This is a genomic window from Streptomyces sp. ISL-96 (genome assembly GCF_018614035.1).
Taxonomy (GTDB): domain Bacteria; phylum Actinomycetota; class Actinomycetes; order Streptomycetales; family Streptomycetaceae; genus Streptomyces.
This window is the reverse complement of the sequence record NZ_JAGGPA010000039.1, coordinates 152,000-166,543: the sequence shown is the minus strand read 5'-3', so window position 1 is coordinate 166,543 and position 14,544 is coordinate 152,000. Positions and strand designations below refer to the sequence as shown.

Here is a 14,544-nt window from a genome sequence, read left to right as displayed (position 1 = left end):
ACCAAGGACACCGCATGCCCGCACCCCACCCCACCCGCCGCACCGCACTCCTCACAGCCGCCGCCGCAGGCATGGGCGCCGCACTCCCCCTCATGGCCGCCGCGCCCGCTACCGCCACCCCACACCCCTTCGGCCCGTACGGTTCCCCGACGCGCCGCCTCAACACCCGTACCCTCTACGTCGACCCACACGGTCGCGGCGACCACCCCACCGTGACTTCAGCCATCGCCGCAACCACCGGCCCCGCCTGGACCCTGGTCCTGGCCCCCGCCACGTACCGCGAAACAGTCACCTTCCCCGCCGACCGCACCGGTCTCACCCTCCTCGGCGCCGCGGCCGACCCCCGCGAGACGGTCATCGTGTACGACAACGCCGCCGGCACCCTCAAGCCCGACGGCACCCCCCACGGCACCGCGGGTTCGGCCACCACGCTCGTCCAGGCCGACGGCTTCACCGCCCACCGGATCACCTTCGCCAACGACTGGCTGCGCGCCGACCACCCCGACATAACCTCCGGCACACAGGCGGTCGCGATCCGCGTGCTGGGTGACCGCAGCGCGTTCCACCACTGCCGCTTCCTCGGCCACCAGGACACCCTGTACGCCGATACGCGCTCGCTCACCGTCACGGCCCGCCAGTACTACGCCCACTGCCACATCGAGGGTGACGTGGACTTCGTCTTCGGCCGGGCCACCGCCGTCTTCGAGAGCTGCCGCTTCCACACCCTCGACCGGGACGTCGGCTTCACCCCGTACGGCTTCGTCTTCGCGCCCTCCACGGCAAGGGCCACCGCGCTCGGCTACCTGGCCACCCGCTGCCGCATCACCAGCGCCGCACCCGACCGGGCGTACAAGCTCGCCCGCCCGTGGGTGCCGAGCTCCGATCTCACGGCCCGGCCCTCCCTGGTCGTACGTGACACCTGGCTGGGTCCCGGCATCGACGCCGCGGTTCCGTACGCCAACATGCGCGACGCCCACCCGTGGCAGGACCAGCGCTTCGCCGAGTACCGCAACAACGGCCCCGGCTCCCGCGTCATCACTCCCGCCGAGCGGCCGCAGCTGACGACGGAAGAGGCCCGCGCACACACGCGCGGCACCTACCTCGGCGACTGGTCCCGTCACGTCACGGCTTGAGGATGAGCTTGCCCCGGGCGTGCCCCGCCTCGCTCAGCTCCTGCGCCTTCGCCGCGTCCGCCAGCGGGAACACCTCGGCGATCCGTACGTCCAGCCGGCCCTCGGCGGCGAGACGGGCGTGCTCGGCCAGCCCGGCGCGGACGGCCTCCGGGTCCGTACCACCGCCCGAGAAGACGACGCCGTGGTCGGCCGCGTTCGGGTCGGCGATGGTGACGACACGGTCGGCCGAGCCGCCGAGCAGCTCGATCGAGTACGGCAGGACGCCCTGGCCGGCGGCGTCGAAGACCGCGTCCACGCCCTGGGGTGCGGCAGCCCGTACGCGCTCGGCGAGCCCGTCCCCGTACTGAACCGCAATCGCACCGATCGACCGCAGATACTCGTGGTTGGCCTTGGACGCCGTGCCGACGACCGTGATGCCCGCGGCCACCGCCAGTTGTACCGCGACCGAGCCGACCACGCCCGCCGCACCGTGCAGCAGCAGCACCTCGCCGTCCTTCACCCGCAGCAGGCCGAGGACGCGCTGGGCCGTCTCCCCCGCCACCGGCAGGGACGCCGCGCGCTCCCAGGACAGTCCGGCGGGCTTGGCGGCGATGTGACCGGCCAGCGCGTATTCGGCGTACGCGCCCGTAGTCGTCCACCCGAGGACCTCGTCACCGACGGCGGCGTGCGTGACGCCGTCTCCGACCGCGTCGACGATCCCGGCGAACTCCAGGCCGGGGACGGCCGGGAACGTCGTTGGGTAGAACTCCTCGACCAGTCCGTACCGCCTCTTGTAGTCGACGGGGTTCACTCCGGCCGTCACCACCTTGACCCGGACTTCGCCCGCGCCGGGCTCCGGCTTCTCCACCTGTCCGTGGCGCAGCACTTCCGGGCCGCCGAACGTCTCGTACACGATCGCTTCCATGACTGACTCCCCGCTGACGCTGATCGGTTGATGGCTCAAGCCTGTGCCTGCGGGGTGTCTGATCCGGCCCGCCTTTCGACTAGTCCGACCTGTTCTGAAGACCAGCCGCTCGCAGCACAACCCTGGCTACGCTGGCCGGATGGAGCTGACACTCACCGGGTCCGTGGCCTTCCTGCCCACGCCGGCCACCGCTGCCGCTGCCCGGGCGCTCACGCCGGGGGCCACGCCTCTGGCCGCCCTGACCGCCGGACACGACGTCATCCGCCAGCCGTTGGGCGAGATCCTGCCCCGGCTGTCCGCCACCCTGGCGGAGCTGGTCCCGCATCTGGCCGCCGCCGAACTGTCCACCCACTGCGCCCATTCACCCTTCAAGACGGCAGGCGACGCGGACTTCGCCGCGCGGATCAGCGCGGCGGATCTGGAACCGCTGTTCGTCGCCGGCGTGCCCGGGCAGCCGTGGCAGGGCACGGCCCAGATCGCCGGGGCCGAGCGGTCCGTGGTCGCCGTGATGACCGACGCGACCCCACGGGGCGCGCTCCTCGTTCTCGTACGCGGTGACGACGCCGCGCCGGTCGACGAGAGCGCCCTCGCCGTCACGCAGGCCCTCTGGTCCCTGGTGGCGGCCCACTTCGACCGGTTCGCGTCGGAGGCGACCCCCGGCGCCCTGGCCCGCTCACGCGCCGCCGCCGACACGCGGGCCCGCGTCATGGCCGAGCTGGGCGAGACGCATTCGGCCGCGCTGACCGGGCTCCTGGGGGTGCTGCGCAGCCGTAACCTCGACGACGCGGCCGCGCGCGCCACCGCGACCGAGCTGGCCGTGACCGCGCTGATCGAACTGCGGGCCGAGGCCGACCGCGACAAGGCGGTGGCCGAGGAACGGGCCGACGAGGCCTTCGCCCGGCTCGCGGACGCGCTGCGGCCGCTGCTGCGCCACAGCCCCGTCCGGCTGGAACTTGGACCTCCCGACTCGGTCCGCAGGGTGGCCGCCGACGTGGCGCACGCGGCGCGGGCGATCGTACGCGCGGTGCTGCTGACCGTGCTGGAGCAGGAGGCGATGACCCGGGTTCATGTCGGCTGGCAGGTCACCGAGCAGGAACTGCGCGCGACCGTACGGGACGACGGGCCCGGCGCGCTGTCCATGTGCGCTCTGGGTCCGGCGCGGATCTCCGACCGGCTGGACGTCCTGGGCGGACGTCTCGACGTGGACGCGGTGCCCGGCTGGGGAACGACGGTCACCGCGGCCATTCCGCTGACGACGCCCGACGCAACCGCCCCGGCAGCCGGCACCGATCCGCTGACCTCGCTGGGGGCGCGTGAACTGGAGGTGCTGACACGACTCGCGCGCGGCCACCGCAACCGCCTGATCGCGCAGGAACTCCACATCAGCGAGTCGACGGTGAAGTTCCATGTCGCGAAGATCCTGACCAAGCTGGGGGTCGGATCACGGGGCGAGGCGGCGGCGCTGTTCCACGCGGCGGCGTAGAACAGCGCCTTGCACCGTGCCCCTTCCCGCAGTTGGCGGCTACAGCGCCGGGTGTGCGTTCTTCAGCAGCTCCTGGAACTGGGCCGAGAACCAGTGCCCGGAGAGCGGGGCGTTGGGCAGTGCCCCGGACATGTTGTTGTTGTTGCGGGGATTGCCGGTGTACGTCGGGTCGCACATCCGGTCGAAGCCCTTGCCCTCGTTGTTCGGGATCGCCGTGCTCGACCCGTCGGACTCGCCCGGCGGCTTGATCCAGACGTACGCGTCGATGCCCGCGGCCGGGGCCGTCCGCGGCCGCTCACCGAGGCCCGCGCCCTTCTGGTTGCACCAGTTGCCGAGGTGGATACGCCGGTCGTAACGGCCGCCGTCGACGAAGGTGTCGACGGTGGTCCGCGCCCCGGGGCCGGTGGGCCGGGCCGTGCCGCCCCAGCCGTTGCGGGAGGTGTCGATCAGCATGCCGAGGCCGGAGTCGAAACCGAGCGAGACCAGCTTGGCGCGCATGGCCTGGGCGTACGACAGCTCGTCGGTGTACCGGTTCCAGTCCACCCACTTCGACTGGCGTACGGACACCCCGTTCACGCTGTCGTCGATGGTGAAGTGGTCCTCCTTCAACGCGCTGTAGTTGGCGGTGTTGACGATGAAGCCGTGCACCTTGCCGATCGTCGAACCCTCGGCGGTCGCCGCCTGCTTGAAGAGCTCGGCCGAGGCACCGAAGTTGTCGTCCCAGCCGAGCCAGCCGTGGTGGCCGGCGTCCACGTAGTTGTAGACACCGGGGACCGCGCCGAGCTTGTTCAGCGCGTACCCGACGCCCTTGACGTAGTTGCCGTTGGCCTTCATGGTGTCGCAGTTGGGGGTGGCGGTCGGCCGGGGTGTGGTGTTGGTGACGAGGTTCGGCAGCGAGTCGATCTCGACGGTGTTCACGATCCGCAGTCCGGCGTATTTGGGGTCGGCGAGGATCGCGGCGATCGGGTCGATGTACTGCGTCTTGTACTTGTCGATCTCGGCCGGGCCCAGTTCGCCGTTGGAGGCGAGCGCCGCGCAGTCGCGGCCCGGCAGGTTGTAGATGACCAACTGGACGACCAGCTCGCCGGTCCCCTTCTGTCTCAGGGCCTCGTCGAGGTGGGCGCGCAGACCCATGGAGCCGTTCGCCCCGGCGATGGCGGCGGTCCGGTCCAGCCAGACACCGGTCGGCTGACTGGAGATCTTGCTGCCGCCCGGCTCGGCGGCGGCCTTGGCGGACCACTCGGGGTTCACATAGACCTTGGCGCCGGCGTACGGGTTGTCGACGCGGCCCGCCGGCGGGTCGGTCGGGTCCGGCGGGTCCGTCGGGTCCGGCGGATCGGTCGGGCCGCCCGAACCGGCGTTGCACGTCACGCCGTTCAGCTTGAACGTGGCCGGCACGGCGTTGCTGCCGCTGTACGAGGCGTTGAAGCCGAAGGAGGCGGACGCTCCGGTGGCCAGAGTGCCGTTGTACGAGACGTTCTTGGCGGTGACGGCGGCCCCGGTCTGGGCTATCTCGGCGTTCCAGCCCTGGGTGACCTTCTGGTCGCCGGCGTACGACCACTCCAGCTTCCAACTGCTCACCGCGTCACCGGTGTTGGTGACGGTGACAGCGGCGCCGAAGCCGGCGCCCCACTGGTTGGTGATCTTGTAGTCGACGGTGCAGCCGGGAGCGGCGGCGCCGGCCGGGGTGGTCATGGCGGCGGCGGTACCTCCGGCCGCCGCGATCACGGCGCAGGCCGCGATCAGGGCGGTGTGCCGCCGGGAAGTCGTGGTGGTGCGGCTCATGGTTGCGTGTACCTCTCAGTCGAGGGCGCGCAGGCGTCAGGGCAACCCGATGCGTGGTTCCGGGTGCCCCGCCGTACGCGGTGTCGCTCCCACTGGTGGGCTGGAAGCTAGCACCGAGTCGCCACGGAGAACAGAAAAGGTTGCCAGGTTTTCCGAGATTGAGCTGTCGAATTAATTCGACAGCTCAATTCACCCGCGAACCCTTGACACTTTCCCGTCGGCAAGGAATTTTGGGAGCGCTCCCACTGGCCCACGCTCAGCTCGCTCACCACTCCAGGAGGTGTATCCGCGAGAACCCCACAGATCAATTCGAGCGGGAATTCAGCAGGCGCCCCAAAGGGCAGCCCAAAGCGCGCCCGGACCGCTACCGGACGTGGTCAGGAGTGCGGTTCGGACTTCTCGCTCTCCCCGCCCCGCCCTTCAGGCACGTACGCGGAACAGTCGGGGTTCCGGCACGGGCCCGGGCGCCAGACAGGCACAAAGACTCCGAGCGACTTGTGCCGCTTGATTACCGACGTGACGGGGTGCTTGCAGACCGGACAGACGTGTCGGGCCTGCGTTTTGGTCTCACGCGCGTTGCTGCCCATACCTCTACGTTATGCCCACCTCGCGAGTTAGGACAGACCGTATCCATCAGGCCGTCACCTTGTCCCGCCAGCGGACGAACAGGCTCTCCGCGTCGCCGCTGTACGACCACGGGATCCGGGTGGCCCGATTGTCCAGGAGGCCGAAAATGGCGGTGGCCTCCCCTTCCATCCCCGCATGGACCAGACCGTGGGCCAGGTAATTGAGGTCGGCGACGTCCTGCGCCTGCGGGACGGTCCGGTGGTTGATCCACTTCTCCAGGGCGGTCCGCAGGTCCCAGCGCGCCCGCTCCCCGTTCCAGTGGAAGGCGAGGCCGATCGCCGTCCTGCCTTCCGCCTCCGTCTGGTAGCGGTACTGCTCCGCCCTCGCCACCTGCGGCAGGATCGCGAGCGACGAGCCGGGCGGGGCGTACGACGCGGCTTCCCAAGCGAAGTTGTTCGCCTCGCCGTGTGAGCCGTGCCAGCGGGCGGAGAGGTAGCGCAGTGCCTGGTGGTGCCCTTCCCGGTGGTACAGGTCCCGGTCCCTGAGCTCCTTCCACCACTGGCCGATGTACGGGTCGCCCCCCTCGTACAGCCTGCCGAGCGCGACCAGCGAGACGTACGGATGCGGGTCCTCGGGGGCCAGGTCGGACGCCTGGAGGCACATCCGGGCCGCCCGGTCCAGGCTCTCCTTGCCGGGCAGCGTCCCGGTGCGCGCACCGGCGAACATCCGCATCACCTCGGTCTCGGCGCGCAGCACGGCCGCGTCCGGGTTCGCGGGGTCGGAGGCCTGCCAGACGTCCACGGTGCGCCGGTTCGCCGCCGCGTCGGCGAGCAGGCGCAGGCGGTGCGCGCGCCGGTCCCAGTCGTCGCGGGGCCGCTCGGCGAGCAGGTCGCGGGCGCCCTCCCAGCGGCCCATCACCATGTCCTGGCAGCCCTCCGCGAGGGCTCGGTCACCGAACGCCTGGTCGTAGAGCGGTGCTCCGGAACGGCGGCGCAGCCAGGCTGCCATGGGCGGGTTCCCTCCCTGAGAGGACGCGGGTACGGACCGGATACGGACCGGGTACGGGATCAGAAGCGGTCGTCAGAAGTCGGTGAGGATCTCGTCCCGGCGCTGGGCGGCCGCCGGCGCCGGCTCCATCCCCGGCCCTCCGTAGAACTCGTCCGCCGCGTCGGCCTGCTCGGGGTCCAGCGGCCTCGGCCGGTAGTACGAGCTGCCCTGGAACCAGGACAGGAGCATCGGCACCACGCCGAGGGCCAGGGCGCCGAGCCCGATGGCGAGAGCGCTGCCGCTGAGCTCCGGGACGGACGTGGCGAAGATCCAGATCATGAAGAGTGCTCCGCCGAGCGGCCACAGTCCGATGAAGACCAGGTTGCCCACGGACTTGAGCAGCATCCGCCGGTACGCGACGACGGCCGAGAGTCCGGCGAGGGCGTAGTAGAACGCGATGTGCAGACCGATGCCGCTCACCGCGTCCTTGACGAACTGGGCGCCGGAGCCGGCCGTGGCGGAGATCAGGATGAGCAGCAGCGCGACGAGCGCGACGGCGGCCGTGGCCACCCAGGGCGTCTGCCACTCCCGGTGGGTGCGCGAGAACACAGCGGGGACGGTACGGTCGCGCCCCATCGCGAAGAGCGTCCGCGTCGCCTGCAGAAGGGTGGTCTCCAGCGTGGCGATCATGGAGAGCATCACGGCCAGCACGAGCAGCCGCCCGCCCCAGCCCGGCCAGACGGCCTCGCCGAGGACGGAGAGGAAGCCCGCGGGATTGTCACGCACCGCGTCGGAGCCGATGAGGACGTTGGCGGCGATGGTGAAGACCACGAAGACGACCAGTGACACCAGTACGCCGATGAGTCCGCCCAGCCCGAAGGTCCGGCGGCTGTTGCGGGTCTCCTCGCTGAGGTTGCTGGTCACGTCCCAGCCCCAGTAGCTGACGCCGGCGATGAGTGCGCCCGCCACGAAGGTGTGCGACTCGTCGAAGTGGCTGAAGCCGAACCAGGAGAGCGAGAAGTCGGCGGCGTTCCCGTCCTTCGTCAGGGCGACGACGGCGAAGAGCAGGAGCAGTACGAGCTGGGTTCCGGTGAGGACGGTCCGGGCGTACGGGCTGATCCGCGCGCCGAGGGCGACCACGGCCGCCATGAGCAGGAACCAGCCGACGCCCACGGTGGTGGCCAGTGCGGTGCGTCCGGCCAGCTCGGGGTCGATGAGCGCGAGCGTGGCCGTGCCGGCGGGCAGGGTGGCGGAGACGAGGAAGACCGTCGTGGCCACCACCAGCGCCCAGCCACTCAGGAATCCGAGGAAGGGGTGGAGCGCGCGGGCCACCCAGGCGTAGGTGGCTCCGGCGTTGACTTCGAGTCGTCCCAGGTGCCGGAAGGCCAGCGCGATGCCGATCATCGGGATCGCGCAGTACAGGAGCACCGCCGGGCTGGCGACGCCGACGGCGAGCACGAGCGCGGGGATCGTCGCGGCGACGGTGTAGGCCGGGCCGCAGCCCGCGACCGCCATGACGACGGAGTCGAAAGTTCCCAGGGCTCCCGCCCGCAGGCCGCCCCCTTCGGATCCCGGCCTCTTGCTCAACGGTTATGCCTTTCCGGTGACGTACGTGTTGCGTGCAATGCCTGCCTCGGGCAGGAGAGATCTTGCACATGGTCACCGGGCCAACACAAGGGGTTGAGTGCGGATTCTTTCGAAAAGTCGTGATCGTAACGCGCCAATGCCCTATCCAAGAGGACTAGACCTACGGATTTCGTTGCGCAGCCGCCTTCCCCAGCATTTCGGTCACCCAGTCATGAAACGCCCCGATGTGGTGCTCGGCCGGGACGAGGACACCGCCCTTGCGGTACGCCCGCGAGGCCATCGCCGGCTGGGTCCGTTCGCAGGCGTCGAAATCCTGGGTGTTCACGCGGTGGAACAGTTCCACCGACTTGTCGAGGTCGGCTCCCGAGGCGACGACCCCGGGCGCGTACAGCCAGTCGCACTCCACCACCGTGCGGTCTGCGGCCAGCGGGAACATCCGGTGGACGATGACGTGGTCGGGCACCAGGTTCACGAAGACCTGCGGCCTGATGGTGACCGCGAAATAGCGGCGGTCCTGCGCGTCGGTGATGCCCGGCAGCCGGCCGAAGCCCGCGCTGCCGTCGACGGTGAAACCCTGTGCCTCCTCGCTGAACTCCGCGCCGTGCCCGACGTAGTACTGAGCCGCCAGGCCGTCCGCGAATTCCGGGAGTACGTCGGTGAGCTCGGGGTGGATCGTCGCGCAGTGGTAGCACTCCATGAAGTTCTCGACGATCAGCTTCCAGTTGGCCGCGACGTCGTAGCTGATGCGGCGCCCCAGGGTCAGGCCCTCGGTGTCGTACCGCTCGATCGTCACGGTGTCGCCGAGCCGCTCCACGACATCGCCGATGACCGTGTCCTCGAAGGACGGCGGCTCGTCGGCGAGGCAGATCCAGGCGTACCCGAGCCATTCCCGCAGCGCGACCTTCACCAGGCCGTATTCCGTACGGTCGATGTCCGGCATCTTCTGGAGATTGGGGGCGGCGACGAGTGTGCCGTCCAGGCCGTAGGTCCAGGCGTGGTACGGGCACTGGAGGTTACGCCGCACCTCCCCCGCGCTCTCGGTGCACAGCCGCGCGCCGCGATGGCGGCAGACGTTGAGGAAGGCGCGCAGTTCGCCGGTCCGGGTCCGCGTGATCAGTACGCTCTCCCGGCCCGCCCGGACCGTACGGAACGCGCCGGGACGGCCGAGATCGGCGCTGCGCACCGCGCAGTACCAGAGCGATTCGAAGATCCGCTCCTGCTCGCTGCGGAAGATCTCGGGGTCGGTGTAGAAGTGGCCGGGCAGGGTCGCGATCAGGCTGGTGGCGGTAGTCATCACACGGGCTGCCTCTCGGCTCGGGCTGCGGGCGCGGCGGGGAGCCTGCGGGGGTCGAACAGCTCAATGGGGTGCTTGGTCTCGCCGCTCAGCGCCAGGTCGGCCACGATCTCGCCGACGACGGGCACGAACTTGAAGCCGTGCCCGGAGAATCCGCAGGCGACGGTGACGGAATCGGTGTGCGCCGGGTGCCGGGCGATCACGAAGTGCTCGTCGGGGGTGTTGGAGTACATGCAGGTGGCGGCCTTGAGGAAGGCTCCGGGCAGGTCGGGGATGTGGCGTGACATGTGGGTCGCCATCGCGGCCACCTCGTCGTCGTACACCGTCCGCTCGATCGTCTCCGGCGTGCACACGGTGCCCTTGCGGAAGAACGCCACCTTGGCACCGAGGTGCGGGCCGTCGATCGCCGGAAACCCGTAGACCTGCACCCCCTGCGCGTCCTCCCAGATGTAGATCGGGTGGTTCTCGGGGAGGAAGGGCTCAACGCCGCCGGTGGGCTGGAACCAGTACATGACCTGCCGCTCGATGGTGAACGGCACGCCGATGTCGGTGAGCAGCTGGGGCGCCCACGCGCCGGGGCAGATGACGAGGTGTCCGGCCGTGTACGTGTTCTCCGCGGTGTGCACGCGAACCCCCCGGCCGCCTTCGAGGGCCTCCCAGCGGGTCATCGGCTCCTCGAAGTGCAGGTCGGCGCCGAGCTGGGTGGCGAGCTGGAGGTGGGCGGCGACGGTGTTCTCGGGGCGGACGAGACCGGCCCGTTCCTCGTAGAGCGCGACCTCGTCGTCGCGGGGGGTGAGGGTCGGGAAGCGCCGGCGGATGTCGGCAGCGTCGAGCATCTCGTGCGGCAGGTCCCACTGCCGGGCGGAGAGCAGCGAGCCGGCCACGGTGCGGGACTCGGGGCGCCCGACCATGACGCCGCCGCAGAGGGTGGCGACGTTGCGGCCGGTGTCGCGCCCCAGCTGCTCGTAGAGCTCGTACGAGCGCAGAAGGAGCGGTACGTACGCCGGGTCCTCGAAGTAGGACTGCCGGGTGATGCGCGAACCGCCGTGACTGGACCCCTTGTTGTGGACCGGCCCGAACTTCTCCAGGCCCAGCACGCGCGCGCCGTGCGCGGCGAGGTGGTGGGCGGCGGCGCTGCCCATGCCGCCGAGGCCGACGACGATCACGTCAAAGGTGGGTGGCATCTCGCGAGACCTCGCTCACTTGAGGATGTGGGTCATCTGCGGGTCGAAGAGGGGCTCTTCGGCGACGGTCGCGGCCGTCTTCTCGCCGAAGTAGGCGATGTGGACGGGGGTGCCGGGGGCCAGCGGCGGCAGCCAGGCGTACGCGATGCACCGGCCCAGCGTGTAGCCGTAGCCGGCGCTGGTGACGTAGCCGGCGGGGCGCCCGGCCCCGTCGATGGACACCGGCTCCTTGCCGAGGACGACGGCGGTGGGGTCGTCGAGGGTGAGGGCGGTGAGTTTACGGGCCGGCTCACCGCGCGCCACGTGTGCTTCGAGGGCGGCGCGCCCGGTGAAGTCGCCCTTGTTCATGCGGACGGCGAAACCGAGGCCCGCTTCGTACGGGTTGTGCTCGGCGGTCATGTCCTGGCCCCAGGCCCGGTAACCCTTCTCCAGGCGCAGGCTGTTGAAGGCCGAGCGCCCGGCCGCGACGACACCGTGCCGCTGTCCGGCCTCCCAGAGGGTGTCCCAGAGCCTGAGCCCCAGGTCGGCGGTGGTGTAGAGCTCCCAGCCGAGCTCGCCGACGTAACTCAGCCGCATCGCCGTGACCGGGACGTGGCCGATGTGGGTCTGGCGGGCCTTGAAGTAGCCGAGGCCCTGGTGGGAGAGGTCGTCGCGGGTGAGTGGCTGGACGAGGTCGCGGGCGAGCGGACCCCAGACGCCGATGCAGCAGGTGCCCGCGGTGATGTCGCGGATCTGTACGTCGTCGGGGGCTCGGCGGAGCAGCAGATCCAGGTCGGCGGGCGAATTCGCGCCGATCTGGAAGTGGTGCTCGGCGAGGCGGGCGACGGTGAGGTCGGAGAGGATGCCCGCCGCCTCGTCGAGGAGCAGGGTGTACGTGACCGAACCGGGCTTCTTGGCCAGGTTGTTGGTGGTGGTCCGCTGAAGGAAGTCGAGGGCGCCGGGTCCGGTGACTTCGAGGCGCCGCAGCGGCGTCATGTCGTACAGCGCCACCTTCTCGCGCGTCGCCTTCGCCTCGGCGGCGGCGATCGGGGACCAGTGCGTGGCGGACCAGTCGTCGCGGGTGGGGAGCGTGATCGTCTCGGCGAGGGGCGCGTTGGCCTGGTACCAGTGCGGGCGCTCCCAGCCGCCGCCCTCCAGGAAGTGGGCGCCGAGCCGGCGCTGTCGGGCGTAGAAGGGGCTGACGCGCAGGGGGCGGGGGTGCTCGGGTGGCTGGAGCGGATGGATGATGTCGTACACCTCGACGAACTGCCGCGCCGCTCGCTCCTCGACGTACGCCGGTGAGCGCTGCGCGGTCTCGAAGCGCGTCAGGTCGCATTCGTGCAGGTCGATGGAGGGCCGGCCCTCGGTCATCCACTCGGCGAGCGCCTTGGCGACACCGGCGGAGTGAGTGACCCAGACGGCTTCGGCGAGCCAGAACCCGCGCAGTTCGCGGGTCTCGCCGAGGACGGGCATGCCGTCGGGGGTGAAGGAGAAGACGCCGTTGAAGCCTTCGTGGACGCGGGAGGCGGCGAGGGCGGGCAGCAGGGCCTTGGCGTCTTCCCAGCTGGGGGCGAAGTCGTCCTCGGTGAAGGGGTACGAAGAGGGCATGACGGGGGCGTCGTCGTAGCGCGGCACGGTGAACGGGTCGACGGGCAGCGGCCGGTGGGCGTACGAGCCGATGCCGATGCGGTCGGCGTGCTCGCGGAAGTACAGGTCGCGGTCCTGGTGGCGGAGGATGGGCCGGGTGGCGTCCTGTACCGCGCCCGCGAGCTCGTCGAGCGGGGTGGTGCGGGCGTACTGGTGGGCCAGCGGCAGAAGGGGGATGCCGACGCCCGCCATGCGTCCGACGACCGGCCCCCAGAACCCGGCCGCCGACACGACGTGGTCGGCGGGGACGGTGCCCTGGTCGGTGACGACGCCGGTGACGCGGCCGCCGCGCTGCTCGATGCCGGTGACGGTCGTACGGTCGAGGAAGCGGGCGCCGCGCGCGGTGGCCCGCTCCAGCTGCGCGCGGGAGGCGGGCAGGGCGCGCGCGAGGCCGTCGCCGGGGGTGTGGAAACCGCCGAGCACGAGGTCCGGGTCGAGGAAGGGCCAGAGCTTGAGACACTCGTCGGGGCCGACGACTTCCCCTTCGACGCCCCAGGAGGCGGCGAGGCCGGCCCTGCGGTGGAGGTCGGCGAGGCGGGCGGGGGTGGTGGCGACTTCGAGACCGCCGACGGGGTCGAAGCAGGCCCGCCCGTCCACCCGCAGGGCACTGAACTTCTCAACGGTGTAACTGGCCAAATCCGTCAGGCACTTGGACGGGTTGGTTCGGAAGACGAGCCCCGGCGCGTGCGAGGTGGAGCCGCCGGGGGCGGGCAGCGGTCCCTGTTCGAGGACGGTTACGTCGGTCCAGCCGCGGGCGGTGAGTTCGTCGGCGAGCGAGCAGCCGACGATGCCCGCGCCGATGACGACCACGCGCGGAACGGCTCGTACCGTCGGCGCCATCAGAGCACCACCACCGAGCGGAGCACTTCTCCGCGCCGCATCTTGGCGAAGGCCTCCTCGACGTCGTCGAGGCCGATCGTCTCGCTGACGAACGCGCCGAGATCGAGCTTGCGGCTGAGGTACTGGTCGATGAGGATCGGGAAGTCCCGGCTGGGCAGGCAGTCGCCGTACCAGGACGACTTGAGCGCGCCGCCGCGCGAGAAGAGATCGATCAGCGGGATGTCGAGCCGCATGTCCGGCTCGGGGACGCCGACCTGGACGAGCACCCCGGCGTGGTCGCGCATGTAGAACGCCTGGCGGTACGTCTCGGGGCGCCCCACCGCGTCGATCGCGACGTCGACACCGAAGCCGCCGGTGAGTTCGCGTACGGCCTCGACGGCGTCCGTGCCGCGGGAGTTGACGGTGTGGGTGGCGCCGAAGCGGGTGGCGCCGTCGAGCTTGGCGTCGTCGATGTCGACGGCGATGACCCGGCGGGCTCCGGCGAGCGCGGCTCCGGCGATGGCGGCGTTGCCGACGCCGCCGCAGCCGATGACGGCGACGGTGTCGCCGCGGCCGACGCCCCCGGTGTTGACGGCCGCGCCGTACCCGGCCATGACGCCGCAGCCGATGAGGCCGGCGGCCTCGGGGCGGGCGGCGGGGCTGACCTTCACGGCCTGGCCGGCGGCGACGAGCGTCTTCTCCGCGAAGGCGCCGATGCCGAGGGCGGGGGTGAGCGGGGTGCCGTCGAGCAGCGTCATGGGCTGGGTGGCGTTGCGGCTGTCGAAGCAGTACCAGGGCCGGCCGCGGCGGCAGGAACGGCAGTCGCCGCAGGGGGCCCGCCAGGCGATGACGACGTAGTCGCCGGGGGCCAGTTCGGCGACGCCGTCGCCCACGGCCTCGACGATGCCGGCGGCCTCGTGGCCGAGCAGAAAGGGGAAGTCGTCGTTGATGGCGCCCTCCCGGTAGTGCAGATCGGTGTGGCAGACCCCGCAGGCCTGGACACCGATCAGGACCTCTCCCGGACCGGGATCGGGGACGGTGATCGTCTGTATTTCGACGGGGGCGCCCCTCTTGGTGGCGACTACCGCACGGACCTCATGAGGCACGATCCGACCCCTCCTTTTGTTGCGCATTGCACGACTGGTTGCGCGATGAGAGACATACTGGGAACGCGA

10 protein-coding genes are annotated in these 14,544 nt (G+C 70.9%); 2 read left to right on the top strand and 8 right to left on the bottom strand.

The window, feature by feature from the left end:
• Window positions 1–14: 14 nt before the first annotated feature.
• The gene (locus J7E96_RS24690; RefSeq protein WP_215133922.1) at window positions 15–1,133 is read left to right on the top strand and encodes a pectinesterase family protein; all 1,119 of its coding nucleotides are present in this window, start codon (window positions 15–17) and stop codon (window positions 1,131–1,133) included.
• Here J7E96_RS24690 and J7E96_RS24685 read toward each other — a convergent pair.
• The gene (locus J7E96_RS24685; RefSeq protein WP_215133883.1) at window positions 1,123–2,037 is read right to left on the bottom strand and encodes an NADP-dependent oxidoreductase; all 915 of its coding nucleotides are present in this window, start codon (window positions 2,035–2,037) and stop codon (window positions 1,123–1,125) included. The two genes, J7E96_RS24690 and J7E96_RS24685, sit on opposite strands and share 11 nt — an antisense overlap.
• A gap of 139 nt (window positions 2,038–2,176) precedes the next feature.
• Here J7E96_RS24685 and J7E96_RS38275 point away from each other — a divergent pair, with 139 nt between their 5' ends.
• Window positions 2,177–3,520 carry a LuxR C-terminal-related transcriptional regulator gene (locus J7E96_RS38275; RefSeq protein ID WP_215133881.1) on the top strand — a complete coding sequence of 448 codons (1,344 nt, stop codon included), beginning with the start codon at window positions 2,177–2,179 and terminating at the stop codon, window positions 3,518–3,520.
• A 39-nt stretch (window positions 3,521–3,559) separates the two neighbouring features.
• Here J7E96_RS38275 and J7E96_RS24675 read toward each other — a convergent pair whose 3' ends face one another.
• The 7 genes from J7E96_RS24675 to J7E96_RS24645 all read right to left on the bottom strand — a co-directional run bounded on the left by J7E96_RS24675 (window position 3,560) and on the right by J7E96_RS24645 (window position 14,475).
• Window positions 3,560–5,305, bottom strand: a complete 1,746-nt coding sequence (locus J7E96_RS24675; RefSeq protein WP_215133879.1) for a glycoside hydrolase family 6 protein — start codon at window positions 5,303–5,305, stop codon at window positions 3,560–3,562.
• A 633-nt stretch (window positions 5,306–5,938) separates the two neighbouring features.
• Complete coding sequence (locus J7E96_RS24670; RefSeq protein ID WP_215133877.1) at window positions 5,939–6,880, bottom strand: hypothetical protein; 942 nt, start codon at window positions 6,878–6,880, stop codon at window positions 5,939–5,941.
• A gap of 72 nt (window positions 6,881–6,952) precedes the next feature.
• Window positions 6,953–8,374 (bottom strand): APC family permease, encoded by a 1,422-nt coding sequence (locus J7E96_RS24665; RefSeq protein WP_215133920.1) that lies wholly within the window; start codon window positions 8,372–8,374, stop codon window positions 6,953–6,955.
• Window positions 8,375–8,606: 232 nt separating this feature from the next.
• Complete coding sequence (locus J7E96_RS24660; protein ID WP_215133875.1) at window positions 8,607–9,740, bottom strand: aromatic ring-hydroxylating dioxygenase subunit alpha; 1,134 nt, start codon at window positions 9,738–9,740, stop codon at window positions 8,607–8,609.
• A complete protein-coding gene (gene solA / locus J7E96_RS24655; RefSeq protein ID WP_215133873.1) occupies window positions 9,740–10,924 on the bottom strand; it encodes an N-methyl-L-tryptophan oxidase in 1,185 nt (394 codons plus the stop codon). The genes J7E96_RS24660 and solA overlap by 1 nt, the downstream gene beginning before the upstream one ends.
• 15 nt (window positions 10,925–10,939) lie before the next feature.
• Entirely contained in the window at window positions 10,940–13,390 is a 2,451-nt protein-coding gene (locus J7E96_RS24650; RefSeq protein WP_215133871.1) for an FAD-dependent oxidoreductase, read from the bottom strand.
• The gene (locus tag J7E96_RS24645) at window positions 13,390–14,475 is read right to left on the bottom strand and encodes an S-(hydroxymethyl)mycothiol dehydrogenase (protein WP_215133869.1); all 1,086 of its coding nucleotides are present in this window, start codon (window positions 14,473–14,475) and stop codon (window positions 13,390–13,392) included. Before J7E96_RS24645 ends, J7E96_RS24650 begins: the two co-directional genes overlap by 1 nt.
• Window positions 14,476–14,544 lie beyond the last annotated feature (69 nt).